Source organism: Pseudomonas sp. BT-42-2, assembly GCF_025847435.2.
Classification (GTDB): domain Bacteria; phylum Pseudomonadota; class Gammaproteobacteria; order Pseudomonadales; family Pseudomonadaceae; genus Aquipseudomonas; species Aquipseudomonas urmiensis.
Window position 1 is genome coordinate 82,632 of the sequence record NZ_JAOYTM010000018.1, and the last position, 26,483, is coordinate 109,114.

The 26,483-nt window shown below is 63.5% G+C and carries 22 protein-coding genes and 1 riboswitch; of the genes, 15 read left to right on the plus strand and 7 right to left on the minus strand.

Annotated features, from left to right (window positions below; genetic code table 11):
* The first annotated feature begins 30 nt into the window (after positions 1-30).
* A complete protein-coding gene (gene msbA / locus OIU19_RS21670; RefSeq protein WP_264236730.1) occupies positions 31-1,839 on the plus strand; it encodes a lipid A export permease/ATP-binding protein MsbA in 1,809 nt (602 codons plus the stop codon).
* 128 nt (positions 1,840-1,967) lie between these two features.
* Entirely contained in the window at positions 1,968-3,389 is a 1,422-nt protein-coding gene (gene hldE / locus OIU19_RS21675) for a bifunctional D-glycero-beta-D-manno-heptose-7-phosphate kinase/D-glycero-beta-D-manno-heptose 1-phosphate adenylyltransferase HldE (RefSeq protein ID WP_264236731.1), read from the plus strand.
* A 103-nt stretch (positions 3,390-3,492) separates the two neighbouring features.
* Here the strand turns inward: hldE and OIU19_RS21680 are convergent, their stop codons facing one another.
* The 4 genes from OIU19_RS21680 to OIU19_RS21695 form a co-directional block, all read right to left on the minus strand.
* On the minus strand, positions 3,493-4,455 hold the full coding sequence (locus OIU19_RS21680; protein WP_264236732.1) for a metal ABC transporter ATPase: 963 nt from the start codon (positions 4,453-4,455) through the stop codon (positions 3,493-3,495).
* Positions 4,456-4,492: 37 nt separating this feature from the next.
* Entirely contained in the window at positions 4,493-5,305 is an 813-nt protein-coding gene (locus tag OIU19_RS21685; RefSeq protein ID WP_264236734.1) for an aldo/keto reductase, read from the minus strand.
* Positions 5,302-6,477, minus strand: a complete 1,176-nt coding sequence (locus tag OIU19_RS21690; RefSeq protein ID WP_264236735.1) for an FAD-binding oxidoreductase — start codon at positions 6,475-6,477, stop codon at positions 5,302-5,304. The genes OIU19_RS21685 and OIU19_RS21690 overlap by 4 nt, the downstream gene beginning before the upstream one ends.
* Before the next feature lie 87 nt (positions 6,478-6,564).
* Positions 6,565-6,897, minus strand: coding sequence for a multidrug efflux SMR transporter (locus OIU19_RS21695; RefSeq protein WP_010221561.1), 333 nt, complete (start codon positions 6,895-6,897; stop codon positions 6,565-6,567).
* A gap of 86 nt (positions 6,898-6,983) precedes the next feature.
* Between OIU19_RS21695 and OIU19_RS21700 the strand changes: the two genes are divergently transcribed.
* Together OIU19_RS21700 and waaA are read left to right on the plus strand one after the other, a co-directional pair.
* Positions 6,984-7,874: a LysR family transcriptional regulator gene (locus OIU19_RS21700; RefSeq protein ID WP_264236736.1), complete on the plus strand. Its 891-nt coding sequence runs from the start codon at positions 6,984-6,986 to the stop codon at positions 7,872-7,874.
* 102 nt (positions 7,875-7,976) lie between these two features.
* A complete protein-coding gene (gene waaA, locus OIU19_RS21705; protein ID WP_264236737.1) occupies positions 7,977-9,248 on the plus strand; it encodes a lipid IV(A) 3-deoxy-D-manno-octulosonic acid transferase in 1,272 nt (423 codons plus the stop codon).
* A 127-nt stretch (positions 9,249-9,375) separates the two neighbouring features.
* Here the strand turns inward: waaA and OIU19_RS21710 are convergent, their stop codons facing one another.
* Positions 9,376-10,812, minus strand: a complete 1,437-nt coding sequence (locus OIU19_RS21710) for a TolC family outer membrane protein (protein ID WP_186555631.1) — start codon at positions 10,810-10,812, stop codon at positions 9,376-9,378.
* Between the two features lie 161 nt (positions 10,813-10,973).
* A riboswitch (TPP riboswitch) is annotated at positions 10,974-11,080 on the plus strand.
* Positions 11,081-11,236: 156 nt separating this feature from the next.
* On the opposite strand from OIU19_RS21710, the gene thiC reads away from it, so the two are divergent.
* The gene (thiC, locus tag OIU19_RS21715; RefSeq protein WP_264236738.1) at positions 11,237-13,123 is read left to right on the plus strand and encodes a phosphomethylpyrimidine synthase ThiC; all 1,887 of its coding nucleotides are present in this window, start codon (positions 11,237-11,239) and stop codon (positions 13,121-13,123) included.
* A 145-nt stretch (positions 13,124-13,268) separates the two neighbouring features.
* Complete coding sequence (cytX, locus tag OIU19_RS21720; RefSeq protein ID WP_264236739.1) at positions 13,269-14,552, plus strand: putative hydroxymethylpyrimidine transporter CytX; 1,284 nt, start codon at positions 13,269-13,271, stop codon at positions 14,550-14,552.
* On the opposite strand, the gene OIU19_RS21725 is transcribed toward cytX, so the two are convergent.
* A complete protein-coding gene (locus tag OIU19_RS21725) occupies positions 14,521-15,267 on the minus strand; it encodes an RsiV family protein (RefSeq protein ID WP_186555628.1) in 747 nt (248 codons plus the stop codon). The two genes, cytX and OIU19_RS21725, sit on opposite strands and share 32 nt — an antisense overlap.
* Positions 15,268-15,451: 184 nt before the next feature.
* On the opposite strand from OIU19_RS21725, the gene OIU19_RS21730 reads away from it, so the two are divergent.
* The 9 genes from OIU19_RS21730 (at position 15,452) to OIU19_RS21770 (ending at position 24,750) form a co-directional block, all read left to right on the plus strand.
* Complete coding sequence (locus tag OIU19_RS21730; RefSeq protein WP_264236740.1) at positions 15,452-16,069, plus strand: NUDIX domain-containing protein; 618 nt, start codon at positions 15,452-15,454, stop codon at positions 16,067-16,069.
* On the plus strand, positions 16,060-16,512 hold the full coding sequence (locus OIU19_RS21735; RefSeq protein WP_264236741.1) for a DUF1249 domain-containing protein: 453 nt from the start codon (positions 16,060-16,062) through the stop codon (positions 16,510-16,512). Before OIU19_RS21730 ends, OIU19_RS21735 begins: the two co-directional genes overlap by 10 nt.
* An 85-nt stretch (positions 16,513-16,597) precedes the next feature.
* Complete coding sequence (gene cpdA, locus OIU19_RS21740) at positions 16,598-17,398, plus strand: 3',5'-cyclic-AMP phosphodiesterase (protein WP_264236742.1); 801 nt, start codon at positions 16,598-16,600, stop codon at positions 17,396-17,398.
* A gap of 152 nt (positions 17,399-17,550) precedes the next feature.
* The gene (locus OIU19_RS21745) at positions 17,551-18,159 is read left to right on the plus strand and encodes a YqiA/YcfP family alpha/beta fold hydrolase (protein ID WP_264236743.1); all 609 of its coding nucleotides are present in this window, start codon (positions 17,551-17,553) and stop codon (positions 18,157-18,159) included.
* Between the two features lie 35 nt (positions 18,160-18,194).
* Positions 18,195-20,099 (plus strand): DNA topoisomerase IV subunit B, encoded by a 1,905-nt coding sequence (gene parE, locus OIU19_RS21750; RefSeq protein ID WP_264236744.1) that lies wholly within the window; start codon positions 18,195-18,197, stop codon positions 20,097-20,099.
* Entirely contained in the window at positions 20,096-21,082 is a 987-nt protein-coding gene (locus OIU19_RS21755) for an esterase-like activity of phytase family protein (RefSeq protein ID WP_264236745.1), read from the plus strand. Before parE ends, OIU19_RS21755 begins: the two co-directional genes overlap by 4 nt.
* A complete protein-coding gene (locus OIU19_RS21760) occupies positions 21,079-21,597 on the plus strand; it encodes a TIGR02281 family clan AA aspartic protease (protein ID WP_264236746.1) in 519 nt (172 codons plus the stop codon). Before OIU19_RS21755 ends, OIU19_RS21760 begins: the two co-directional genes overlap by 4 nt.
* Positions 21,598-21,607: 10 nt before the next feature.
* The gene (gene parC / locus OIU19_RS21765) at positions 21,608-23,866 is read left to right on the plus strand and encodes a DNA topoisomerase IV subunit A (RefSeq protein WP_264236747.1); all 2,259 of its coding nucleotides are present in this window, start codon (positions 21,608-21,610) and stop codon (positions 23,864-23,866) included.
* Positions 23,867-24,039: 173 nt separating this feature from the next.
* Positions 24,040-24,750, plus strand: a complete 711-nt coding sequence (locus OIU19_RS21770) for a membrane integrity-associated transporter subunit PqiC (RefSeq protein ID WP_264236748.1) — start codon at positions 24,040-24,042, stop codon at positions 24,748-24,750.
* Between the two features lie 262 nt (positions 24,751-25,012).
* Here OIU19_RS21770 and OIU19_RS21775 read toward each other — a convergent pair whose 3' ends face one another.
* The gene (locus tag OIU19_RS21775) at positions 25,013-26,473 is read right to left on the minus strand and encodes a histidine kinase (RefSeq protein WP_264236749.1); all 1,461 of its coding nucleotides are present in this window, start codon (positions 26,471-26,473) and stop codon (positions 25,013-25,015) included.
* Positions 26,474-26,483: the final 10 nt, after the last annotated feature.

Sequence of the window (26,483 nt, forward strand, 5' to 3'; positions counted from 1 at the left end):
TGCGGTTCAACCTGAACAGTGAGCTCGATGATGGCCGAAACACCGCTACCTGCGGAGCACACCTCCAGCCTGAAAATCTATTTCCGGCTGTTGAGCTACGTGAAACCCTACATTGGCATTTTCATGCTGAGTATCGTGGGTTTCATAATCTTCGCCTCGACTCAGCCGATGCTGGCGGGGATTCTCAAGTATTTCGTCGATGGGTTGAGCAATCCGCAAGCGGTATTGTTCCCCAATGTCCCTTATCTGCGTGACCTGCAGCTGCTGCAGGCAGTGCCGCTGTTGATCATCCTGATCGCCGCGTGGCAGGGCCTGGGCTCGTTCCTGGGTAACTACTTCCTGGCCAAGGTCTCCCTGGGCCTGGTGCACGACTTGCGCGTTGAGTTGTTCAACAAGCTGCTGGTATTGCCCAACCGCTATTTCGACAACCACAACTCCGGTCACCTGATTTCCCGCATCACCTTCAACGTGACCATGGTCACCGGTGCCGCCACCGATGCGATCAAGGTGGTGATCCGCGAAGGCCTGACCGTGGTGTTCCTGTTCGCCTACTTGCTGTGGATGAACTGGAAACTGACCCTGGTAATGCTCGCCATCCTGCCGATCATCGCCGTGATGGTCAGCACCGCCAGCAAGAAATTCCGTAAGCAGAGCAAGAAGATCCAGGTGGCCATGGGCGACGTGACCCACGTTGCCTCCGAAACCATCCAGGGTTATCGCGTGGTGCGCAGCTTCGGCGGCGAGGCTTACGAGCAGCGTCGTTTTGGCGCCGCCAGCCAGAGCAACACCGACAAACAGCTGCGCATGACCAAGACCGGTGCGCTGTACACGCCGATGCTGCAGTTGGTGATCTACAGCGCCATGGCTTCGCTGATGTTCCTGGTGCTGTTCCTGCGTGGCGATGCCTCGGCGGGTGACCTGGTCGCCTACATCACCGCCGCGGGCCTGCTGCCCAAGCCGATTCGCCAGCTGTCGGAAGTCAGTTCGACCATCCAGAAGGGCCTGGCCGGCGCCGAGAGCATCTTCGAGCAGTTGGACGAGAAGCCCGAGCAGGACACCGGCACCGTGGAAAAAGAGCGGGTCGAGGGTCGCCTGGAGGTGCGCAACCTCAGCTTTACCTATCCAGGTACCGAGCGCGAGGTGCTCAGCGACATCAGCTTCACCGCCGAGCCTGGGCAGATGATTGCCTTGGTCGGTCGCTCCGGTAGCGGCAAGTCGACCCTGGCCGGGTTGATTCCGCGCTTCTACCACCACGACAAAGGGCAGATCCTGCTCGATGGCGTCGAGATCGAAGCGTACAAGCTGCGCAACCTGCGCCGGCATGTCGCCCAGGTGACCCAGCACGTCACCCTGTTCAACGACACCGTGGCCAACAACATCGCCTATGGCGACCTGGCTGGCGCACCGCGTGAGGCCATCGAGGCTGCCGCGGCCGATGCCTATGCCAAGGACTTCGTCGATCAGTTGCCCAAGGGCTTCGATACCCAGGTTGGCGAGAACGGCGTGCTGCTGTCCGGTGGCCAGCGCCAGCGCTTGGCGATCGCCAGGGCATTGCTGAAGAACGCTCCGCTGTTGATTCTCGACGAGGCGACTTCGGCGCTGGATACCGAATCCGAGCGGCACATCCAGGCAGCCCTGGATCATGTGATGAAGGGCCGCACCACCCTGGTCATCGCCCACCGCCTGTCGACAATCGAGAAGGCCGACATGATCCTGGTAATGGACCAGGGCAAATTGGTCGAGCGCGGCACCCATGCCCAGTTGCTGCAGGCTAATGGCTATTATGCCCGCCTGCACGCCATGGGCCTGGACGAGCCAGAAAAGGTCGATATCACCTGAAACACTTCGATCGGGGCCATTAGCGGCCCCGATTGTCACTGCGATTGTCTGGCGCAGGTTGGCCGTAAAGCCATCGCCTACCCTGTGCTAATATCCTGCCCCTGTTAATTTTTCCATATGGGTTGCCCATGAAGTTGTCCATGCCGCGTTTCGATCAAGCCCCGGTATTGGTGGTCGGCGATGTCATGCTCGACCGCTACTGGCATGGCGGTACTTCACGTATTTCGCCGGAAGCACCAGTGCCTGTGGTCAAGGTCGAACAGATCGAGGATCGCCCAGGCGGCGCGGCCAACGTCGCGCTGAACATTGCTGCGCTCGGCGCCCCGGCATCGCTGGTCGGCGTGACCGGCCAGGATGAAGCTGCCGATAGCCTGGCCAACAGCCTGCAAGCGGCGGGTGTGCGCTCGATCTTCCAGCGCATTGCCCACCAGCCGACCATCGTCAAGCTGCGGGTCATGAGCCGTCATCAGCAACTGCTGCGCATCGACTTCGAAGAACCGTTCGCCACCGACCCGCTGTCGCTGGGCGAAGAGGTCGATAACCTGCTCGACGGGGTCAAGGTGCTGGTCCTTTCCGACTACGGCAAAGGCGCCCTGAAGAACCACCAGAGCCTGGTCCAGGCCGCTCGTGCCAAGGGCATTCCGGTGTTGGCCGACCCCAAGGGCAAGGATTTCTCGATTTACCGTGGCGCCAGCTTGATCACGCCGAACCTGAGCGAGTTCGAGACCATCGTCGGCCGCTGCGTCGATGAAGCCGACCTGGTCGCCAAGGGCCTGCAACTGATGCAGGACTTGCAGCTGGGCGCGCTGCTGGTGACCCGTGGCGAGCATGGCATGACCCTCATACGCGCCGATCACCCGGCCCTGCACCTGCCTGCGCGAGCGCGTGAAGTGTTCGACGTTACCGGTGCCGGCGATACCGTCATCTCGACCCTGGCTGCTGCCATCGCCGCTGGCGAGGATCTGCCACATGCGGTGGCCCTGGCCAATCTGGCCGCCGGCATCGTGGTCGGCAAGCTGGGTACCGCGGCGATCAGTGCTCCGGAACTGCGTCGGGCGATTCAGCGTGAGGAAGGCTCCGAGCGCGGCGTACTGAGTCTTGACCAGCTGTTGCTGGCGATTGACGACGCACGCGCGCACAACGAGAAGATCGTCTTCACCAACGGTTGCTTCGACATTCTCCATGCCGGTCACGTGACCTACCTGGAGCAGGCGCGGGCCCAGGGCGATCGTTTGATCGTGGCGGTCAACGATGATGCCTCGGTCAGCCGCCTGAAAGGGCCGGGTCGGCCGATCAACAGTGTCGACCGGCGCATGGCGGTACTGGCAGGCCTTGGCGCGGTGGACTGGGTGATCAGCTTCCCTGAGGGGACACCTGAGAACCTGCTGAGCCAGGTCAAGCCGGATGTGCTGGTCAAGGGCGGCGACTATGGTATCGACCAGGTGGTCGGGGCCGATATCGTCAAAGGCTACGGCGGTACGGTGAAGGTGCTTGGCTTGGTGGAGAACAGCTCTACCACGGCCATCGTCGAGAAAATCCGCAAGAACTGAGTTGAGTCCATCGCAGGGCAAGCCCGCTGCCACGCCCACACTCCACTGCCGAGAAAGACGTGGGCCGCAGCGTGGGAGCGGGCGTGCCCCGCGATGCATCTAGCTACTTTTGCAGGGTTGTCCTGGCTCGCTCCAGCAGCGCGCGCGCCTTACCGGTAAAGCGCTGCATCCGCGAATCCGGCTTGGGCTCCAGCAGCCCCTGCTGCCTCACCCAATCCTTCCAACGAATCCGCTCATCGCGCACCACCCAGCCTTCCTGCTGGGCAAAGCTCTCCGCCAGGTACAGGCCACGGGTACTGGCCGGTATCAGCTCATCTTTCTTCAAGGTGTAAAGCTCGGCGGTCGGCAGTCCGTCCTTGAGCGGCATCAGGTACAGATCTGGCCGTTTGCGATTGAGGCGGGCGACCAATTGATCACCTTCGAGCCGTTCATCGACATGAAACAGGCTCAGCGACTTGGCTTCCCTCGGCACCTGCAAACGCAGGTCATAGATCAACTGCAATGACGCCGTCGGCAGGTGCACATAGGCCCGTGGCCGTTCCATCAAAACCAGGTTGGCACAGTGCACCGGTCGCGCTGCACCCGACTGCGGGGTGAGCACAAAGGGCAGCGCTTCGCGGTAGTGCAGGGCCGCGGCATACGGCGCGGGCAGCCAGGTATCGTTGAAGCGCCCGCCGAGCCAGCCTTCGGGCGTCTCCAGCAGGCACTCTTCGGCAACTTCCTGGATCGCGGTGTGCAGCGGCAGGTTGAGCTCCTGCGCCGGCACGTAGCCGGAGATCAGCTTGAGCACCACATCGCCACGGTCCTGGCGGCGCTGGCGTACCAGCACCCAGTAATCGCGATTCTGCCAGTGCAGGGTCAGGCGTACCGAAACACCCAGGTTGGCCAACTCGACCACGAAACGTTCGCTGTCGGCCAACTGCACGGCCTTGCGCCGCTGCAGGGTCTGGGCGAAGTTCAGCGGCATGCCGATGCTCTGGTAAGTCAGGCCGTCCGGGGTAGCTTCGACGTGCAGCGGCAGGGTCTTGAAGTTGCTCGGGTTCTTGCGAATCAGCGTACGCGGCACGAGACTCCTCCTTGCGCAGAACTGCCGACAGGTCGGCTCAATGCTGGCCCAGGATGCGGGCGACGGTGGCCACGTTATGGGCCAGGTGCAGCGGATTGATGGTGCCGACAATAGCACTGCTCACCCCTGGGTGGGCGAACAGCAGCTCAAAGCTGGCCTGCACCGGATCGACCCCGGGCGCCAGGCATACGTGACCGCTGGCCAGGGCTTTCTTCACCAGGATGGCCTTGCCGTGCTCGGCAGCGTAGTCCAGCACCGGGCGTTCGGCTTGTTCGTTGAGGTTGTAGGTGACCATCGCACAGTCGCCTTGCTCCAGCGCCTTGAGCCCGCCTGCTGCGGTCTTGCCGGAGAAGCCGAAGCCGAGGATCTTGCCTTCTTGCTTGAGGGCGGCGAGGGTTTGATAGACCTCTTGCTGCTCAAGGATCGCCAGGTCGTTGCCGTCCGAATGCACCAGCACCAGTTCGATGTGGTCGGTCTCCAGGCGCTTGAGGCTGCGCTCTACGGAAAAGCGCGTGTGCGCTGCGCTGAAATCGAAGTGCGACTGGCCGTCCTCGAACTCTTCGCCAACCTTGCTGACGATCACCCATTGATCACGCTGGCCGCGCAGCAACGGACCGAGGCGTTCTTCACTGCGACCATAGGCCGGGGCGGTGTCGATGAGGTTGATCCCCAGCTCCCGGGCCTGGGCCAGCAGCAGGCGCGCATCGTCGTCGCCAGGGATGGTGAAGCCGTTGGGGTATTTGACGCCCTGGTCGCGGCCGAGCTTGACCGTGCCCAGGCCCAGCGGGGAAACCTTGAGCCCGGTGCTGCCCAAGGCGCGGTGCAGGTCATGCAGGGTAGGCAGGCTCATGGCAGCAGTTGCTCCCAAGCCGCAACGCCGAGCGCGGGGCGCGGCAGGTCGGCCAGATCAGGTTGGGCTGCAGGGCGGATGCCGTCACGCTCAAGGCTTGCCAGCACCCGGTCGGAGAAGTCCGGGGCCAAGGCCAGTTTGGTTGGCCAGCCAACCAGCAGGCGCTGTTGTTCGGCGAGAAAGGCGTTGTCCGGGCGGACCAGGCCCGATTGCGCAGGCTCGGCGCGATCGACGCGCAGGGTGGCCCAACGGATCTGGCTCTGGTCTACCCAAGGCAGCAGGTCGGCGACTTCTTTCTGTGCGGCGGCAATTTGTGCAGCCGGCTCGCGGGCCACGCCATGGGCTTCGGCAAGATCGCCCCCGAGGTACCAGACCCACTGGCCATCTGCGGCCGGGTGGGTGGTCACGGTAATGCGTGGCTTTGGCCCGCCACCCAGGCAGTGGGCGTACAGCGGCTTGAGGTTCGGCCCTTTGGCCAGGACCATGTGCAGTGGTCGGCGCTGCATGGCGGGTTGGCTCAAGCCCAGGGCGTGGAGCAGTTCTTCAGTACCGGCGCCGGCGCTGAGGACGATGCGCTGGGCGCGAATGTCGCGGCCGTCGATGCGCAGGCCGACCAGTTCGCCAGCGTCGTGCAGCGGTTCGATCCGCTCGCCGGCCAGCAGGCTGTCACCGGCCAGCTCGGCCAGGTTGGCCAGCAGGCTGGGCACGTCGATGACCAGTTCAGCCAGGCGATAGACCTTGCCCTTGAAGGCGCGGTCTTGCAGGGCAGGCGGCAGTTGCTCGCCCTTGACCTGATCGACTCGGCCACGCATGGCCTTGCTGGCGAAGAAACTGGTGACATTGCCCAGCAGGCTGCCGGGCGACCACAGGTAGTGGGCGTCGGAGAGCAGGCGGACCTTATCCAGGTTCAGCTCACCGCTGCCGCTAAGCGCCTCGCGCCAGCGTCGCGGCATGTCGGCGATGGCTTCGGAAGCACCGGTCAGGCTGCCGGTTAGGGCATATTTGATGCCGCCGTGAATGATGCCTTGCGATTTGATGGTCTGCTCGCCGCCGAGGCTGGCGCGTTCCACCAGCACGGTTGAGTAGCCCAGGCGCCGCAGTCGGGCATTGAGCCAGAGGCCTGCGACCCCGGCGCCGACGATCAACACGTCAGTGGAAATGGCAGATGGCATGCGGGCACCTCGAATACTGGGACAGTTGAGCAGTATACAGGGTGTTGCGATCGAGGCTGGCGTGAGGGCTTATCAGCGTGCGCTGGATCAATGTCCAGCGGTCTTGCTGAACACCTGGATCACCACCACGCCACCGACGATCATGGCCATTCCGAGCATGGCCGGGACATCCAGTTTCTGCCCGTAGATCACCAGCGCGGCGATGCTGATCAGGACGATCCCCAGGCCCGACCAGATGGCGTAGGCAATGCCCACCGGGATGCTGCGCACCACCAAGGTCAGCATCCAGAACGCGACGGCGTAGCCGCAGACCATCAGCAGCAGCGGCAGGGGTGTACTCAGGCCCTTGACGGCTTTCATCGAAGCGGTGGCGATGACTTCGGCGCAGATGGCGATGGCCAGGTAGGTGTAGGCGTTCATGCGGTGATCCTCGGTTGCTAGGCAGGCATTTTAGGCGTTCCTGGGATGCGGTAAAGTCATTACCTATCGTTTCTGGAGATAGGCTGATGGCCGAGCAGTGGAACCTTGAACAGCTGCGTCTGTTCGTCCGGGTGGCAGAGCTGCGCTCGTTTTCTGCGGTTGCCCGCGAACAGCGTAAGGCGCAGTCCGCGGTGAGCAGCGCCATCGCCCTGCTCGAGGCCGACCTTGGCGTGATGCTGTTCGAGCGCAGCAGTGGGCGTCAGCCGCACTTGACCGAACGCGGCGCGGCCTTGCTCGAAGATGCCCGCGAATTGCTGCGCCAGTGTGAGCGCCTGGAGGGGCGGGCGTTGGCGTTGATGCGCGGTCAGGAGGCATTGCTGCGGGTGGCCCAGGATGAGGCGATGCCTTACCAGCCGGTAATCGACAGCCTCGATGAGCTGGCCAGCCGCTTTCCCTTCCTGGAGGTGCAGCTGGCCAGCGGCGCCCAGGGCGATGTGGCGCGTAAGCTGGTCGAGCGCCACTCCGACCTGGGCTTGTTCTTTCACCACGAGCGCATTCCCGCCTCGCTGGAGCGGCGTGCACTGGGCAGCGTGGAAATGGTCACGGTGTGCGCCGTCGATCATCCGCTGGCCCGCGAGGGGCGGGTCAATCGTCAGCAGTTGGCCCGCCATCGGCAGCTGTTGATCACCCCGCAACAGAGCGGTTATCCCGGCGGCGAGGCGATCAGCCCGCAGATCTGGCGGGCCGACAGTTTCTATGCGATGGCCGAACTGCTCATGCGCGGCCTGGGTTGGGCCTGGTTGCCGCGGCATGTGGTGCAGTACCCGACCTATCAGGCGCAGATGGTCGAGCTCGACAGTGAGTGGCGCCCGCCTGCGTTGGTGGTGGAGCTGGCCTGGCGTCGCGATCAGCCGCTGGGGCCGGCAGCACAATGGCTTGCGGAACGTTTCGCCGTGCACTTGCGGGCAATTGGCTAGGGCTGTAGGAAAAGCGGCCGCGCAAGTTGGTTTGTGGCGTTTTTTTACCGGACAGGCCTAAGCGCAGGCCTTTTCATACAGTTCCTAGTAAACTGCGCCGCCATGAACAGAACCCTCTATACCTTGCTGTTTCACCTGGGCCTGCCGCTGGTTGCGCTGCGCCTGTTCCTGCGGGCGCGCAAGGCGCCCGCTTATGGCCAGCGCATCGGCGAGCGCTTCGCCTTGGCGCTGCCGGCCATGCAGCAGGGCGGCATCTGGGTGCATGCGGTTTCGGTCGGTGAAAGCATCGCTGCCGCGCCAATGGTGCGAGCCTTGCTCAACGCCTATCCGGACCTGCCCATTACCTTGACCTGCATGACCCCGACCGGCTCTGAACGGATTCGCGCGATGTTCGCCGATGAGCCGCGCGTCCAGCATTGCTATCTGCCCTACGATTTGCCGTGGGCCGCAGGGCGCTTTCTTGATCATGTGCGGCCGCGGCTGGGCATCATCATGGAAACCGAGTTGTGGCCGAACCACATTCATCAGTGCGCCAAGCGCGGTATCCCGGTGGCCTTGGCCAACGCCCGGTTGTCTGAGCGTTCGGCCCGTGGTTATGGGCGCTTCGCCGGCCTGACCCGGCCTATGCTGGCCGAAATGAATCTGATTGCGGTGCAGACCGAGGTCGAAGCCGAGCGCTTTCGCCGCCTGGGCGCGCGGCCCGAATGCGTGCAGGTGACCGGCTCGATCAAGTTCGACCTCAAGCTCGACGCGCAGCTGCTGCCGCGCGCCCGGCTATTGCGTGAGCAGTGGCAGGCCGAGCAGCGTCCGGTATGGATCGCCGCCAGTACCCATGAGGGCGAGGATGCCCTGGTGCTCGAGGCCCATCGGCAGTTGCTGGAAGTGCACGGCGATGCGCTGTTGATCCTGGTGCCGCGCCACCCTGAACGGTTCAATGCAGTGCATGAGTTGTGTCGTGAGCAGTTCGCTACGGTGCGGCGTTCGAGCGGCGATGCGGTCGATGGCCAGACGCGGGTGCTACTGGGCGACACCATGGGTGAGTTGCTGTTTTTGTATGCGCTGGCCGATATCGCCTTCGTTGGCGGCAGCCTGGTGGCCACTGGCGGGCATAACCCGCTGGAGCCGGCGGCGCTGGCGCTGCCGGTGATCATGGGGCCGCACGTGTTCAACTTCCTGGAGATCAGCGCGATGCTGCGCGATGCCGGGGCGTTGCAGGCGGTGGACGATGCCGAGGGGCTGGCTGCGGCTGTGCGCCGGCTGGTTGAGTTGCCGCAGGATGCGCGGCGCATGGGCGAGGCGGGGCGGGCGGTGATGCAGGCCAATCAAGGCGCGTTGCAGCGGTTGCTGGATGGGCTGGGCGCGCTGATTCGCTGAACGAGGCGGTCCTCTCGGGCCTCATCGCGGGGCAAGCCCGCTCTCACGTTGTGTTGCACGTTCATGAGGGTGCGTCGACAGCGTGGGAGCGGGCTTGCCCCGCGATGAGGCCGGTCCTGCCTGGCCTTCAGGGCCTGCGTTCGAAATTCTTCGCCGCTGCCGCCGCCAGGTCCGGCGGCAGGAAATCCCGGTCCGGATTGTAGTCGGCCTTCAGGTAGCGCCCCAGATCCTGCAGGTCTTGCGGGCTCAAGGTCCCGGCCGCCTGCTTCAGGCGCAGGTTGTCGAGGATGTAGTCATAGCGGCTGTTGTTGTAGTCGCGCACCGAGGTATACAGCTGACGCTGCGCATCGAGCACATCGACGATGTTGCGCGTACCCACCTGATAGCCAATTTCGGTCGCTTCCAACGCACTCTGGTTGGAAATGATCGACTGCTTGCGCGCTTGCACCTGCTCAACATCGGTATTCACTGCTCGGTGCAGGTTACGGGTGTTCTCCACCACCTGACGGCGCAGGCTTTCGCGCTGTTGCTCGCTCTGGCTCAGGCGCTGATAGGCCTCGCGCACCTGCGAGCTGGTCAAGCCGCCGCTGTAGATCGGGATATTCAACTGCAAGCCAATGCTGGTCTGCTCGACATCGCCGCCATAGCGCACCCCGGCTTGCGGCGCGGGGTTGGTGAAGCCAAGGCTGTCGTTGTCACCTTTCTGGTAGCGGGCCACCGCATCCACGGTTGGCGCGTGGCCGGCCTTGCGCTGGCGCAGGGTTTCTTCGGCGGCGGTGACGGCGTGATTGGTCGCCAGCAGGTTGAGGTTCTGCCGGGCTGCCGTTTCGACCCAGGCCTTGGCGTCGTTCGGTGTCGGCACCTGGATCGGCAGGCTGTGGACCACCCCTTGCAGCGAGCCATATTCGCGGTTGGTCAAGGTCACCAGGGCTTCGAAGGCGTCCTGCACCTGACGCTCGGCGATGATCCGGTTGGCCCTTGCGGTGTCGTAGCTGGCCTGCGATTGCAGCACGTCGGTCTTGTCGGAAAGGCCGACGTCGAAGCGTTCATTGGATTGGTCCAGCTGGCGCTTGAAGGCTGCTTCCTCGGCCTTGGTCGAGGCCAGGTTGTCCTGGGCGCGTAGCACGGCAAAGTAGTTTTCCGCGGTTTGCAGGATCAGGTTCTGCTCGGTGGCCGAGAGTTCCAGCGCGGCCTGCTCGTTGACCGCTTCGGCCGCCTGCAACTGGAACCAGCGGTCGGCGCGGAAGATCGGCTGCGACAGGGTCGCACTCCACGAGTTGCCACTGCGATTGGAGGTGATCGAGGGCTCGTCGAGCTTGGTCCGGGTGTTCATCATCTCGGCGCCGGCCGAGAGATTCGGCAGCAGGCCTGCCCGGGCTTGCGGCACCACCTCGCGGCGGGCGCCGTAGTCGGCACGGGCGGCGGCGAGGTCGGCGTTGTTGCTGGCCGCCTCCTGGTAGACGCTGACCAGGTCGGTCTTGATCGTCATGGGCACATCCGCTGCCCATACCGCTCCGTTGGACGCACAAGACACGGCAATCGCCAGTGAAAGTTTGCGCAGCATAGGGCAATCCTTGTACGAGTTTGAATTACTGAACTGTTGAGTTTCGAGCGATGGGCCAGTGTAGTGCCGCGCGCCGCCGGCAACAATCGGTCAGTTGCGCCTTTCATCATCCGTGTCACAAGCACTCTTGGCTTGAGCTGCCACTCCAGTCTAGACTGCGCATGTTCTTGTCGGGGTGCCTTGAAGCAAAGGCTGAGATCGCATAGGTGCGGATCCCGTTGAACCTGATCAGGTTAACGCCTGCGTAGGGAACAAGATTTCTCGCTTTCCCGGCGAGTCTCTTGTGCCAGGTCCGGGATTTGTCGAGCAGCTCACACGCTCAATGGCACTCCAGGTATCCGGCACTGCACCCCTCTAGGGCTGCGTCCGCGTCATTCAGGTTCTCCCCGACATTCCGCCGCTAGGAAGCCGTCTGGAGCCTGTGATGAGCAAACAAGAAAAAACGATCAACCTCAGCGAATCGGCGCAAGTCGATCAGCAGTCCGTGCAACCCTTCACCCGTTCCCGCAAGGTCTATGTCCAAGGCTCGCGCCCCGACATTCGCGTACCCATGCGTGAAATCAGCCTGGATGACACCCCCACCGATTTCGGCGGCGAAAGCAACGCGCCGGTGCTGGTGTATGACACCTCTGGCCCGTACACCGACCCTGAGGTCATCATCGATGTGCGCAAGGGCCTGGGCGATGTGCGCTCGGCCTGGATCGACGACCGCGGTGACACCGAGCGCCTCGAAGGCCTGAGCTCGAACTTCGGCCAGCAGCGCCTGAACGACGCCGAGCTGACCAAACTGCGCTTTGCCCACGTGCGTAACCCGCGCCGGGCCAAGGCCGGCGCCAACGTCACGCAGATGCACTACGCGCGCCAGGGCATCATCACCGCCGAGATGGAATACGTCGCCATCCGCGAGAACATGAAGCTGCAAGAGGCCCGCGCCGCCGGCCTGCTCAGCCAGCAGCATGCCGGCCACAGCTTCGGTGCCAGCATCCCGAAAGAAATCACCCCTGAGTTCGTCCGTGAAGAAATCGCCCGCGGCCGCGCGATCATTCCGGCCAACATCAACCACACCGAACTCGAGCCGATGATCATCGGCCGTAACTTCCTGGTGAAGATCAACGGCAACATCGGCAACAGCGCCCTGGGTTCTTCGATCGAGGAAGAAGTCGCCAAGCTGACCTGGGGCATCCGTTGGGGTTCGGACACGGTGATGGACCTGTCCACCGGCAAGCACATTCACGAAACCCGCGAGTGGATCATCCGCAACTCGCCGGTGCCGATCGGTACCGTGCCGATCTACCAGGCCCTGGAAAAAGTCGGCGGGGTGGCCGAGGACCTGACTTGGGAGCTGTTCCGCGACACCCTGATCGAACAGGCCGAGCAGGGCGTGGACTACTTCACCATTCACGCCGGCGTGCTGCTGCGCTACGTGCCGCTGACTGCCAAGCGGGTGACCGGCATCGTCAGCCGCGGCGGCTCGATCATGGCCAAGTGGTGCCTGGCGCATCACCAGGAAAACTTCCTCTATACCCATTTCGATGAAATCTGCCAGATCATGAAGGCCTACGACGTCAGCTTCTCGCTAGGTGATGGCCTGCGTCCGGGTTCGATTGCCGATGCCAACGACGAGGCTCAATTCGGTGAGCTGGAGACGCTCGGCGAGTTGACCAAGATCGCCTGGAAGCACGACGTGCAGTGCATGATCGAAGGCCCAGGGCATGTGCCGATGCAACTGATCAAGGAAAACATGGACAAGCAGCTGGAGTGCTGCGACGAGGCGCCGTTCTACACCCTCGGCCCACTGACCACCGACATTGCGCCGGGCTACGACCACATCACCTCCGGTATCGGTGCGGCGATGATCGGCTGGTTCGGTTGCGCCATGCTCTGCTACGTGACGCCCAAGGAACACCTGGGCTTGCCGAACAAGGATGACGTCAAGACCGGCATCATCACCTACAAGATCGCCGCGCATGCCGCCGACCTTGCCAAGGGCCATCCGGGCGCACAGATTCGCGACAACGCCTTGTCCAAGGCGCGGTTCGAGTTCCGCTGGGAAGACCAGTTCAACCTTGGTCTGGACCCTGACACCGCGCGTGCGTTCCACGACGAGACCCTGCCCAAGGAATCGGCCAAGGTCGCGCACTTCTGCTCGATGTGCGGGCCGAAGTTCTGCTCCATGAAGATCACCCAGGAAGTTCGCGAGTACGCTGCCAACCAGCGGATCGATGCCGTGGATGTGTCGGTTGAGCAGGGCATGCGCGAGCAGTCCGAGCGGTTCCGCCAGGCAGGTAGCCAGCTGTACCAGAAAGTCTAGTGGCTTTCAGGGCTTGATCAATCGTGGGAACGGGCTTGCCCCGCGATAGCGTCAGTGCAGGCAACCAAGCTGCACCTGCTGACGCTATCGCGGGGCAAGCCTGCTCCCGCGTTCCCCCACTCCAACCTTTGCGGCGAGTCAACGCATGAGCACCCCCAGCCACTTTTCCCCCGATCACCCGATTCCCGCCGGCCAACGCCTGTTCGGCGCTCGCGACCTGTTCGTCCTGTGGTTCTCCCTCGGCACCGGCTTGATGGTGCTACAAGTCGGCGCCATGCTCGCCCCAGGCCTGGGCCTGGCTGGCGCGGTCCTGGCCATCGTCCTTGGCACGGCGGCAGGCGTGTTGCTGCTGGCGGCCGCCGGGGTGATCGGCAGCGACACCGGCCTGTCGGCCATGGGCACGCTGCGCCTGACCTTGGGTGGACATGGCGCGCGCTTGCCGGCAGTGCTCAACCTGCTGCAACTGATCGGCTGGGGCTCGTTCGAGATCATCGTCATGCGCGACGCCGCCAGCCTGCTCTCGGCACGCGCCTTCGGTGAAGGCAGTGCCTGGACCAGCCCGTTGCTATGGACCCTGTGCTTCGGCGCCCTGGCCACATTGTTGGCGATCTGCGGACCGCTGACGTTCGTGCGCAAGATCCTGCGCAAGTGGGGCATCTGGCTGTTGCTCGGCGCCTGCCTGTGGCTGACCTGGAACCTGTTCGCCAAGGCCGATCTGGCCCAGATCTGGAACCGTGCCGGCGATGGCTCGATGTCGCTGGCAGTGGGTTTTGACATCGTGATTGCCATGCCGCTGTCGTGGTTGCCGCTGATTGCCGACTACTCGCGCTTCGCCCAGCGCGCCAGCCGGGTGTTCGCCGGTACCGCGCTGGGTTATTTGCTGGGTAACGCTTGGTTGATGAGCCTGGGCGTGGCCTACACCCTGGCGTTCGCCCCAAGTGGCGAAGCCAATGCGTTGTTGCTGGCGCTGGCCGGTGCCGGTCTTGGTATCCCGCTGCTGCTGATTCTGCTCGATGAAACCGAAAACGCCTTCGCCGATATCCATTCCGGCGCGGTCTCGAGCGGGTTGCTGGTGCGCCTGAAGGTCGAGCACCTGGCGTTGGCCATTGGTGTGCTGTGCACGCTGATCGCCTACCTGGCGCCACTGGCCCAGTACGAGAACTTCCTGCTGCTGATCGGTTCGGTGTTCGCGCCGCTGTTCGGCGTGGTGCTGATGGATCACTTCGTGATTCGCCGTCGACAGATGCCGCTGCGGGTCGAAGGTCTGCACTGGCAGGCGCTGCTGGCCTGGGTGGTGGGAGTGGCGGCCTATCACGTAATGGCCAGCCAGGCGCCAGAGGTGGGCGCGACCCTGCCAGCAGTGCTGCTGGCAGGGGTGCTATACGGGCTGCTAAACCTTAGCCGCGTCCGGGAAACAGCTCAGGCTTGAGCACGCCGTTCAGGCGTGGGTAAGGGATTTTAAGCTCGATGTGGCCCATGGAATAGGGCGCGATGGCATAGACCTCGTACTTCACCACGACCGCACCGTAGGTCAGGGCGATGTGCGGGGACTTCTTGAAGGGCCAGGTCTTGACGAATTCCGGGTCCTTGTCCATGCCGGTACTGATCATCCAGGCACGGTGCGACTCTTCGACGGTTTTCCAGAACGTCTCTTCCTGGCCCGGCACCAGCATGTCTTGCAGGGTCAGGACCTTGTCCTGCTTGCGCGAGTAGTTGATGAAACCGCGCCCAGGCATGCCATGGGCACCACCGCTGTCCAGATAACTGGACAGCTCGATGATCACCAGCCCGTCATGCTGCTCGCGTACCTTGGCTTGCAAATAGCTGCTGTTGCGCTTGTCGGCGCTGGCCAGGTACTGATCTTCATAGGCCTTGAGCGAGGTCGGCGCGCTGCTGCGCTGGTTGTCCTCGGTCAGTTGCAGCAGGCGGCGTTCGACGATGGCGTCGAGCTTGGGCAGGTCGGGGAAGTGAATGGTGTCGATGTTCACCAGCGGGCAGTCGCTTTCGCTGCAGCCCGGCTTGACGTGCTCCCAGGCGTCGCGCTTGACCTCGAGCGGGGCCCGATAGTTGGGCGTGAACAGGCTCTGGCAGGCGCTCAGCGCCACGGCCAGCACAGCCACGGAAGTCAGTTTGACAAGCGTCATGATGATCCTTGTAGAACAGCAATAGTCGGCCTTGGACCGTCGGCAAAGCCTTCGGTTCGCCACTAAGCTATCAGAGAGATTACTGCCTGTCCCGAACGCATGAACGGTCGCTTGAAAGGGATGAAACCCAGCCGGACGCAGAGTAGGATGGCGCGATGCGGTACACGAGGTCATGAGGATTCCAATGACAGATACGTCAAATTCGCTGCCCCAGGCGGTCCAGATCGTCAAGCGCGAGAACTGCTTCCAAGGCTTTTACCGGCTCGACAAGGTGCACCTGCGCCACGAGCTGTTCGCCGGTGGCATGGGACGCGAGATCAGCCGCGAGCTGTTCGTGCGCCATGATGCGGTCTGCGTGCTGCCCTACGATCCGCAGCGCGATGAAGTGGTGCTGATCGAGCAGTTTCGTGCGGGCGCCATGGGCAAAGTCGCCAATCCTTGGCTGATCGAAATGGTCGCCGGGCTGATCGACAAGGATGAACAGCCGGAGGAAGTCGCCCACCGCGAGGCCGAAGAAGAAGCCGGGTTGACCTTCTCTGCCCTGTGGCCAATGACCAAGTACTTCCCCTCGCCCGGTGGCAGCGATGAGTACGTTCACCTGTACCTGGGGCGCTGCGTCAGCGAGGGCGCGGGTGGCTTGCATGGGTTGGAGGAAGAGGGCGAGGATATCCGGGTAACGGTCTGGTCGTTCGAAGATGCCTTGCAGGCGGTGCGCGATGGCCGCATCTGTAACGCCGCAGCGATCATCGGCCTGCAATGGCTGGCGCTCAACCGTGACGAAGTACGAGGTATGTGGAAGTGAACCTGTTGCGCGAGCGTTATCGGGTCGACCTGGTCGGGCTGCAATCAGCCTGCGAGGCCAACTATGCCCGGCTGATGCGCTTGCTGCCCGATATGCGCAGCACACAGAGCTCGCGCCGCATTGGCATGACCCAGGGCGACCAGATGCTTGGCGTGCTGGTGCTCGAAGTGGTGCTGACCTGTCCCTATACCACTACCCTGCGCGTGCGCCAGGAGCACAGCCTGCCGTGGCTGCCGGTGCCGCAGCTGGAAGTGCAGGTCTACCACGATGCGCGCATGGCCGAGGTGGTCAGCGCCGAGCACGCGCGGCGTTTGCGCAGCATTTATCCGTACCCCAATACCGGCATGCACCAGCCGGACGAAAAGGCCCAGCTCAACCTATTCCTCGGTGAATGGCTGAGTCACTGCCTGGCCTGCGGCCATGAGCTGGCAGCCGTACGCTGAAAATGTGAGCTGGGTCGGTTTCGAGTGTTTGCTCGAAACCCTGCACAGGCGATAATCGCGCTGAATCCGCTTGAGGAGACGGCCGTTGCCGCAGCCCAACCATCCCCCCGCGCCCATCCATGTGGTGCAACTGACCGACGCTCACCTGTTCGCTGACCCGGCGGGTACCTTGCTGGGCCTCAATACGCGCGACAGCCTGAGTCATGTGATCGCCCAAGTGCGCCGGGAGCAGCCGCGTATCGACCTGTTGTTGTGCACGGGCGATCTGTCCCAGGATGGCAGCGTGGCGTCCTACGAGGCGTTCCGCGAACTGACCGCGGTGCTCGACGTGCCGACCCGTTGGTTGCCGGGTAACCACGACGAGGCGCGGGTAATGGCCGAAGTGGCGCCGGCACTGGTGCGGGTGGTGACCGACATCGGCGCCTGGCGCATCGTCATGCTCGACTCGGCGGTGGCCGGGGCGACCCATGGCTTGCTCGAGCCTGCGCAACTGGCAGCGCTCGATGCTGCATTGGCGGGTGCGGGCGAGCGGCATTGCCTGGTGTGCTGCCACCACCAGCCGGTGGACATCGGCTGCGCCTGGATCGCGCCGATCGGCCTGCGCAACGCCGATGAGTTGCTCGCACGCCTGCGCCAGCCTCGGGTGAAGGCCTTGCTCTGGGGGCATATCCACCAGCCATGGGATGAGCAGCGCGACGGGTTGCGCCTGCTGGCCACGCCGTCCACCTGCATCCAGTTCGCGCCGGGTAGTGAGGAGTTCAAGGTCAGCGAAGAGCAGCCGGGGTATCGCTGGTTGCGCCTGCACGCCGATGGGCGGCTGGAGACGGGCGTGGAGCGGGCGCGGGATTTCCTCGTGACCCTGGATTTCGACAGCCCCGGCTACTGAACACCGCCCCCAACATTTGTAGGAGCGGGTGGCGCTTGATTTGAAGAATTTGTTGCGAAAATCCCGATGCTGCGCCAACGCCCGGCGAACGCGCTACACTGCGCGTCCTGCTCCCACACTGACGGGTGCATCGCAATCGCCACGGGGGCAGCATGTCGGGTTCGATCCTTTATATCCACGGTTTCAACAGCTCGCCGCTGTCGACCAAGGCGCGCCAGCTTGAGGCAGTGATGCAGCAGTTGGGCCTGGCCGAGCAGCTGCGAGTGCCGGCGCTGCACCATCACCCGCGCCAGGCGATCGCTCAGCTGCAAGCCGCTATCGCCGAGCTCGGCGCGCCCTTGCTGGTCGGCAGTTCGCTCGGCGGCTACTATGCCACCCATCTGGCCGAGCAGCATGGCCTCAAGGCCCTGCTGATCAACCCGGCGGTCGCCCCGCACCGGCTGTTCGACGGCTACCTGGGCACCCAGCGCAACCTGTACACCGATGAGTCCTGGGAACTGACCCTGGACCACGTGCAGGCGCTGGCCGAGCTGGAAGTGCCGGCGCCAACCGACGCCGAGCGCTATCAAGTGTGGTTGCAGACGGCCGATGAAACCCTGGACTATCGTCAGGCCGAGCGTTATTACCGGGCCTGCGCCTTGCGTATCGAAGCCGGCGGCGATCACAGCTTCCAGGGCTTCAGCCAGCGCCTGCCGGCCTTGCTGGCCTTCGCCGGAATTGCCCGCGGGCAGTACGCGGCGTTCGATTTTTCTGTATTTTGATTTTTTCGCATTCACCAGACTGACGACGAGAACCCATGGCCAATCCCAGCGCTAGCGCCTATAACGCAGACGCCATCGAAGTCCTCTCCGGCCTCGACCCGGTTCGCAAGCGGCCGGGCATGTACACCGACACCAGCCGGCCGAACCACTTGGCCCAGGAAGTCATCGACAACAGTGTCGACGAAGCCCTGGCCGGGCACGCCCGCTCGATCCAGGTGATCCTGCACGCCGACCACTCGCTGGAAGTCAGCGACGACGGTCGCGGCATGCCGGTGGACATTCACCCCGAAGAGGGCGTCTCTGGCGTCGAATTGATTCTCACCAAACTGCACGCCGGCGGTAAGTTCTCCAACAAGAACTACCAGTTCTCCGGCGGCCTGCACGGGGTCGGTATTTCGGTGGTCAACGCCTTGTCGACCGAGGTCCGCGTGCGGGTCAAGCGCGACGGCAACGAGTACCAGATGACCTTCGCCGATGGCTTCAAGGCCACGGAACTGGAAGTGGTTGGCAGCGTCGGCAAACGTAACACCGGCACCAGCGTCTATTTCAGCCCTGACCCCAAGTACTTCGACTCGCCGAAGTTCTCCATCAGCCGCCTCAAGCATGTGCTCAAGGCCAAGGCCGTGCTTTGCCCAGGTTTGTCGATCAGCTTCGAGGACAAGGCCAGCGGCGAGAAAGTCGAATGGCACTATGAAGACGGCCTGCGCTCCTACCTGGTCGACTCGGTCAGCGAGTTCCAGCGCCTGCCCGATGAGCCGTTCTGCGGCAGCCTGGCCGGCAACAAGGAAGCCGTCGACTGGGCCTTGCTGTGGCTGCCGGAAGGCGGCGACAGCGTTCAGGAAAGCTACGTCAACCTGATCCCCACTGCCCAAGGCGGCACCCATGTCAACGGCCTGCGCCAAGGCCTGCTCGATGCCATGCGCGAGTTCTGCGAATTCCGCAACCTGCTGCCGCGTGGGGTCAAGCTGGCTCCGGAAGATGTTTGGGAGCGCATCAGCTTCGTGCTGTCGATGAAGATGCAGGAGGCGCAGTTCTCCGGCCAGACCAAAGAACGTCTATCCTCGCGCGAGGCCGCTGCGTTCGTCTCCGGCGTGGTCAAGGACGCCTTCAGCCTGTGGCTCAATGCCCACCCAGAGCTGGGCATGCAATTGGCCGAACTGGCCATCAGCAACGCCGGCCGGCGCCTCAAGGCGAGCAAGAAGGTCGAGCGCAAGCGCGTCACTCAAGGCCCGGCTCTGCCTGGCAAGCTGGCCGACTGCGCCGGGCAAGACCCGATGCGCTCCGAGCTGTTCCTGGTCGAGGGTGACTCGGCCGGTGGCTCGGCCAAGCAGGCGCGGGATAAAGAGTTCCAGGCGATCCTGCCGCTGCGCGGCAAGATCCTCAACACCTGGGAAGTCGATGGCGGTGAAGTCCTGGCCAGCCAGGAAGTGCACAACATTGCCGTGGCCATTGGCGTCGATCCAGGTGCCACCGACCTGACCCAGCTGCGCTACGGCAAGATCTGCATTCTTGCCGACGCCGACTCCGACGGCCTGCACATCGCGACCCTGCTGTGCGCGCTGTTCGTCCAGCACTTCCGCCCGCTGGTCGAGGCCGGGCATGTCTACGTGGCGATGCCGCCGCTGTATCGCATCGACCTGGGCAAAGAGATCTACTACGCCCTCGACGAACCTGAGCGTGACGGCATCCTCGACCGCCTGGTGGCCGAGAAGAAGCGCGGCAAGCCACAGGTCACCCGCTTCAAAGGCCTGGGTGAGATGAACCCGCCGCAGCTGCGCGAGACCACCATGGACCCGAACACCCGCCGCCTGGTCCAGTTGACCCTGGATGACGTCCAAGCCACGTGCGAGCTGATGGATAAGCTACTGGCGAAAAAACGTGCGGGCGATCGCAAGAGCTGGCTGGAAACCAAAGGTAACCTGGCTGAGGTCATGGTTTGATCCGTCTGCTCCTGACAGCGGTGCTGGCGCTGGTTGCGCTTCCAAGCTTCGCGGGCAACTGGCCAGAGCTGAAATTGACTGCCGAGCATCCGATCGACGGCATGCGCGGCGGCAATTTGTCTGGCCTGGCCTGGTGCCGCGGCGCGCTGTGGGGCGTCTCGGACCGTGACGACGACCGCATTTACCGCATGGACCAGCACAACGGCGTCTGGCGCGCCCAGGCGCTGACCTTCACGCCGCCGCCAGTGCCGGAAAGTGGCTTGCCCTGGGGCTTGAAGTCGCGCAACTGGGCGGTTTCCTACATTCGTGGTGGCGAGCTCGATTACGAGGGCATCACTTGTGATCAGGCGGGCAACTTCTATCTGGTCAGCGAAGCCCACGCGGCGGTGCTGCAAGTGCCGGTCGAGGGAGAACCTGACTGGTTGAAGATCGACCCGGCCATGGTCCGCCAGGCGCGGGCCAGCGGCATGCTGCTGCACTTCAATGCGCTGTTCGAGGGCCTGGCGATCAATCCGGCGGGCGACCGCCTGTGGTTGGCTGCCGAGCGCGAGCGGCGTGGCCTGGTGGCGATCCATCGCCAGCAGTCGGTGTGGACGTGCGGGCGCAGTTGCGTGCTGCTCAGCGAGGCCGGGGTCGAAATGCAGCCGCCGCAGATGCCCAATCCCCGGGCGCTGTCACGCGACTTCGCCGATCTCGCCTGGTACGACGGCAAGCTGTTTACCCTGGAGCGTAACGCCTTCCGCGTCTGTCGCCGGGATGCCGATACGGGCAAGGTCGAGCGTTGCTGGTCGTTCGCAGTCGAGGCACTGGAAGATTCACGCCGCTACGATCAACCGTTCGGTCTCGCCGAAGCCCTGGTGATCGATGCCAAGGGCGCCTGGATCGGTTTGGACAATAACAACGGCGACCGCGCCGATGGTGAAACCCGTCCGATCGTCTGGCGCTTCGCGGCGCCTGAAGGCGGCTGGAGCGCCAAGCCATGAGCCAACCGGCCGGCAAGCGCGCGGGCAAGGTGCTGATGGTGGTCGCCTGGGCGGCGGCCATGTTCCTGGCTACGCGCTTTTTCGGCCAGTGGGAAGACCGCCAGCAAAACCCCAATGCCCAGCCGCAGTCCGAGCACGGCGAAGGTTTTATCGAAGTACGGCTGTTAAGCAACGGCCAGGGCCATTTCGTCGCCGATGGCGCGATCAACGGCAAAGGCGTGCGATTCATGCTCGATACCGGCGCCACCGATGTGGCGATTCCCGAGTCGTTGGCCAAGGACTTGCAACTACAGCGCGGCGCGCCGGTGATCCTCAGTACCGCCAACGGTCGTACCGAAGGCTATCGGACCCGTCTGGACAGCCTGCAACTGGGCGATATCCGCCTGCAGGGCGTGCGCGCCCTGGTGGTCCCAGGCCTGGACGGCGAGACCGTGCTGCTGGGCATGAGCGCCCTCAAACAACTTGAATTTACCCAGCGCGGCGGCAGCATGCTGTTGCGCCAGAACCTGAAATGACGAGGCCCGCATGAGCGACTCACTGGAACTCAGTCTCGACGGCGTCGAACGCCGCTCCCTGGCTGACTTCACCGAACAGGCCTACCTCAACTACTCCATGTACGTGATCATGGACCGCGCCCTGCCGCACATCGGCGACGGCCTCAAGCCGGTCCAGCGGCGCATCGTCTATGCCATGAGCGAGTTGGGGCTGGATGCCGATTCCAAGCACAAGAAATCGGCGCGTACCGTCGGTGACGTGCTCGGTAAGTTCCACCCGCACGGCGATTCGGCCTGCTATGAAGCCATGGTGCTGATGGCCCAGCCGTTCAGCTACCGCTATACCCTGGTCGATGGCCAGGGCAACTGGGGTGCGCCGGACGATCCGAAGTCGTTCGCCGCCATGCGTTACACCGAGGCACGGCTGTCACGTTACTCCGAAGTCCTGCTCAGTGAAGTAGGCCAAGGCACCGTCGATTGGGTGCCGAACTTCGACGGCACCTTGCAGGAGCCGTCCGTGCTGCCTGCGCGCCTGCCGAACATTCTGCTCAACGGCACCACCGGCATCGCCGTGGGCATGGCCACCGACGTGCCGCCGCATAACCTGCGCGAAGTGGCCAGCGCCTGCGTGCGTTTGCTCGATGAGCCCAAGGCCACTGTCGAGCAGCTGTGCGAGCACATCCAGGGTCCGGACTATCCGACTGAAGCCGAGATCATCACGCCGCGCGCCGATCTTCTCAAGATCTACGAGAGCGGCCGTGGTTCGATCCGCATGCGCGCCGTCTACCGCGTCGAGGATGGCGACATCGTCGTTACCGCGCTGCCACACCAGGTCTCCGGGGCCAAGGTGCTGGAGCAGATCGCTGCGCAGATGCAGGCCAAGAAGCTGCCGATGGTCGCTGACCTGCGTGACGAGTCGGACCACGAGAACCCGTGCCGCATCGTCATCATCCCGCGTTCCAACCGGGTGGATGCCGACGAGCTGATGCAGCATCTGTTCGCCACCACAGACCTTGAGAGCAGCTACCGGGTCAACGTCAATATCATTGGCCTGGACGGCCGCCCGCAGTTGAAGAACCTGCGCGTGCTGCTGCAAGAATGGCTGCAATTCCGTATTGGCACCGTGCGTCGCCGGCTGCAGCACCGCTTGGACAAGGTCGAGAAACGTCTGCACCTGTTGGACGGTTTGCTCACAGCGTTCCTCAACCTCGATGAAGTGATCCACATCATCCGCACCGAGGAGCACCCCAAGCAGGCGCTGATTGCCCGCTTCGACCTGACCGAAATCCAGGCCGACTACATCCTCGAGACCCGCCTGCGTCAGTTGGCACGTCTGGAAGAGATGAAGATCCGTGGCGAGCAGGACGAACTGCTCAAGGAGCAAGCCAAGTTGCAGGCCCTGCTGGGCAGCGACGCCAAACTGCGCAAACTGGTGCGCAGCGAGCTGATCAAGGACGCCGAAACCTATGGCGACGAGCGCCGTTCTCCGATAGTCGAGCGCGCCGAAGCCAAGGCGCTTTCGGAAAACGAGCTGATGCCGACCGAGCCGGTCACTGTGGTGCTGTCGGAAAAAGGCTGGGTGCGTTGCGCCAAGGGCCACGATATCGACGCCACCGGTCTCTCCTACAAGGCGGGCGATGGCTTCAAGGCCGCTGCCGCTGGCCGTTCCAACCAGTTTGCCGTGCTCATCGATTCGACCGGGCGCAGCTATTCGGTGGCGGCACATACCCTGCCATCGGCGCGGGGGCAGGGCGAGCCGCTTACTGGCCGGTTGACGCCACCGCCTGGGGCTACGTTCGAATGCGTATTGCTGCCCGAGGATGATGCGCTGTACGTGGTTGCCTCCGACGCCGGTTACGGCTTCGTGGTCAAGGGCGAGGATTTGCAGGCCAAGAACAAGGCCGGCAAGGGCCTGCTCAGCCTACCCAACGGCGCCAAGGTGATGACCCCGCGTCCGGTGGCCGACCGCGAGCAGGACTGGCTGGCAGCGGTGACCACCGAAGGCCGGCTGTTGGTGTTCAAGGTTGCCGACCTGCCGCAACTGGGCAAGGGCAAGGGCAACAAGATTATCGGCGTGCCAGGCGATCGGGTGGCCAGCCGAGAGGAATACGTTACCGATCTGGCCGTGATTGCCGAGGGGGCGACCCTTGTATTGCAGGCTGGCAAGCGTACCCTGTCTCTGAAACCTGACGATCTGGAGCACTATAAAGGTGAGCGCGGTCGACGCGGCAGCAAGCTGCCACGCGGCTTCCAGCGGGTCGACGGGTTGCTGGTGGAAACTTCCAGCTAGCCGTGCGAATTGTCTGAAGTGGCAATTTCGGCGTTGTTACCGGCGGAAACACTGGAGTCGGACGGCTATTTCGCGGATGATAGTGCCCCTGTGGCGCCGGCGTGGCTGTGCGCCCAAAAGAATCTACATGTGTATCACTGCGGTGTGCCGAGGGCGGCCGCTTGGATGGGATGATGAAATTTCTGCGCCTTCCATTTGCGCTGTTGATGACTGGCCTGTTGGGCCTGAGCGGGTGCAGCATGCACCAGCCGGTTGCCCTGTATCAGCTCGACAGCGGTGATCCTGGCCAGCCTTCGCAAAGCGCGGGCATGGCTGTGGTGCTCGGTCCTGTGTCGGTTGCCGACTATCTGCAACGCGAAACCTTCTTGCAGCGCCAGGCTGATGGCAGCCTGACTTCTGCGACGGATGGTCGTTGGGCGGGCAGCCTTTCGTCGGATATCGACCAGTTACTGGTCCGTCAGCTGGCCTGGCGTCTGGACAGTCAGCGGGTCGTGCTGGCCCCAGCGAGCACTGGCTTTGCGCCGGACGTGCAGGTATTGCTGTCGATTACCCGGCTCGATTCGGGCAAGAACCAGCCGGCGATCCTCGATGCCCAGTGGCGTCTGCTTGATCGTCGCGGCAACGTACGTGACAACCGTATCGTCCACCTTGAGCAGCAGCATGAGGGCACGGAGTCTTCCCAGGTGCAGGCCCAGGGCCAGTTGCTGCAGAAGCTCGCCGAGCAGCTGAGCAGCGCCGTCAAGCCGTTGGCCAACCAGCCGGCGATTGCTGAAGAGGCGCCGAAGAAGCCTGCCGCGCCGGTTCAAGTGAAGAAAGAGCGGGAGAAGTCGAAGATTCCAATGGCTTCGCCAATTCGCACCGATATGGAAGTCTATCGGTTCTGATCTTCCAGCCACAAAAAAGCCCGCATCTGCGCGCAATGCTATTCACTTAAAATTTTGGGGCCGCTTTGCGCCCCTTCGCGGGCAAGCCCGCTCCCACAGGTACGGCGCCTACCGTCACAGCGGCGCTGTATCTGTGGGAGCGGGCTTGCCCGCGAAGGGGCGCAAAGCGGCCCCAATGCATACGAGACGAGTCTTAAGTGAATAGCATTGCGCGCAGATGCGGGCTTTTTTGTGGCCGGCCGATTGGGATGTCTAGCTGACCTCAGACGCGCCGCTCGTGCATCCGCGCCAACTGCCGCTCCAGCATCGACGGATAGGGTTCCATCAAGCGCTCCACGCAGCAAGCCCCTTCAGGGCTGGCGATTGGGCGGATACGCGCGCGCTGACGAACCAGGGTGTCGTCACTGATCTGGCGCTCTACCAGCAGCAGGTTGCGGCTGTGCTGCGACAGCGCCAAGGCGTCCTGGGCTTTCTCCGCCATCAGCAAATCGACCTGCTCCAGGCCTTGCAGGTCATCGGCCAACACCAGGCCCAATTGCAGCTGCAGGGTAATCCCGCTGTCCGCCACTTCAATTTGCAGGGCATGGCCCAGGGCGCGCAGCAGCTCGCCGCAGCAGATAGCGTTGGTCAGGTAGTCCTCGCCGCTGTCGCGGCTGTGGAACAGCAGCAGTGTGCTGCCATCGTTGAGGGTGTGAGTTTCTCCCTCATACAGCGACGCCGCCTGTTCCAGGCAATCGGTGTAGCGTTCGAGCAGCTCGGTCAGGCGGGTGCGTGGCAGGCGCCGCAGTTGCTCCTGCGAGCCCAACTGCACGGCGAGCACGGCGGTGTATTGCGGCTCGTCAGATTCGACCGGCGCAGGTTTGGCGCGCGGCTCTTCGATGTCGATCAGGCCCGCAAAGGCTTCATCGTCTTCGTCGTCATCATGCGCTGCCACTTTTGCCCGTGGCGCAGCTTTGGCGACGACGGGGGTATCGTGCAAATCGTCGAACGCTTCTTCGTCGTCGTCCTCTTCCTCCGGTTCTGGCGGTGGAGGAGGGGCAAGGCGGGCATGCAATTGACGGGCGATATCGCCGATTTCGTCCTGGCGATCGATCGCCGGGGTATAGGGGTGCGGATCACGTAGCCAGACCCGCAGTTGCAACAGCGGTGTGGAGATGAAGCGGCCCAGGCGCAGGCTCAAGGTCAGCGCCAGCGCCAGCAGGATTGCCGCCAGAATGCCCATGCTTTGCAGGCTGATCAGCATGGGCTGCTGGAATTGGCTCATGTCCAGGCTGATACGCAGCTGCCCGGCAGTGACATCCTGGAAGGTGATCTTGGTCTGATAAAGGCCTTCCGCCTCACCCAGCAGGCTGTTTTTCGGCCGTTGGCCAGCCTCGGCAAGGATGCGGTTGTCGACGCTGTAGATCGCCGCGTGAGCCACCAGCGGGTTCTTCACCAGGTTGCCCAGCAGCACATTGAGGCTGAGGATGTCGTTGGACACCAGCAGCTCGGTAGCCGAGGTAGCGGTCTGGATGGTCAGGCTCTGCCCTAGCGCATCGGCCTGCTCGTGCATGGCCTGCTTGAACTGCAGGCCCATCACGCAGGCATAGATCACCAGCGCCAGCGCCACCAAAAAAATGTTGGTGCTGGCGATACGCAGTGCCAGGGGAACGCGACGCTGGCGCAGGGCACGGAAGATCATCAGGAAGAAGTTATCGGGTTTAACGGGCGTGGGCCGGTTCACAGAGCGCGGC

What these genes read in the sequence shown, in the direction of transcription:
- hldE (WP_264236731.1), top strand. Translation starts at nt 1,968, where the DNA reads ATGAAGTTGTCCATGCCGCGTTTCGATCAAGCCCCGGTATTGGTGGTC.
- parE (WP_264236744.1), top strand. Translation starts at nt 18,195, where the DNA reads ATGGCCAATCCCAGCGCTAGCGCCTATAACGCAGACGCCATCGAAGTC.
- OIU19_RS21710 (WP_186555631.1), bottom strand. Translation starts at nt 10,812, where the DNA reads ATGCTGCGCAAACTTTCACTGGCGATTGCCGTGTCTTGTGCGTCCAAC.
- OIU19_RS21770 (WP_264236748.1), top strand. Translation starts at nt 24,040, where the DNA reads ATGAAATTTCTGCGCCTTCCATTTGCGCTGTTGATGACTGGCCTGTTG.
- OIU19_RS21695 (WP_010221561.1), bottom strand. Translation starts at nt 6,897, where the DNA reads ATGAACGCCTACACCTACCTGGCCATCGCCATCTGCGCCGAAGTCATC.
- thiC (WP_264236738.1), top strand. Translation starts at nt 11,237, where the DNA reads ATGAGCAAACAAGAAAAAACGATCAACCTCAGCGAATCGGCGCAAGTC.
- OIU19_RS21685 (WP_264236734.1), bottom strand. Translation starts at nt 5,305, where the DNA reads ATGAGCCTGCCTACCCTGCATGACCTGCACCGCGCCTTGGGCAGCACC.
- OIU19_RS21760 (WP_264236746.1), top strand. Translation starts at nt 21,079, where the DNA reads ATGAGCCAACCGGCCGGCAAGCGCGCGGGCAAGGTGCTGATGGTGGTC.
- cytX (WP_264236739.1), top strand. Translation starts at nt 13,269, where the DNA reads ATGAGCACCCCCAGCCACTTTTCCCCCGATCACCCGATTCCCGCCGGC.
- OIU19_RS21725 (WP_186555628.1), bottom strand. Translation starts at nt 15,267, where the DNA reads ATGACGCTTGTCAAACTGACTTCCGTGGCTGTGCTGGCCGTGGCGCTG.
- OIU19_RS21690 (WP_264236735.1), bottom strand. Translation starts at nt 6,477, where the DNA reads ATGCCATCTGCCATTTCCACTGACGTGTTGATCGTCGGCGCCGGGGTC.
- waaA (WP_264236737.1), top strand. Translation starts at nt 7,977, where the DNA reads ATGAACAGAACCCTCTATACCTTGCTGTTTCACCTGGGCCTGCCGCTG.
- OIU19_RS21730 (WP_264236740.1), top strand. Translation starts at nt 15,452, where the DNA reads ATGACAGATACGTCAAATTCGCTGCCCCAGGCGGTCCAGATCGTCAAG.
- OIU19_RS21700 (WP_264236736.1), top strand. Translation starts at nt 6,984, where the DNA reads ATGGCCGAGCAGTGGAACCTTGAACAGCTGCGTCTGTTCGTCCGGGTG.
- msbA (WP_264236730.1), top strand. Translation starts at nt 31, where the DNA reads ATGGCCGAAACACCGCTACCTGCGGAGCACACCTCCAGCCTGAAAATC.
- parC (WP_264236747.1), top strand. Translation starts at nt 21,608, where the DNA reads ATGAGCGACTCACTGGAACTCAGTCTCGACGGCGTCGAACGCCGCTCC.
- OIU19_RS21745 (WP_264236743.1), top strand. Translation starts at nt 17,551, where the DNA reads ATGTCGGGTTCGATCCTTTATATCCACGGTTTCAACAGCTCGCCGCTG.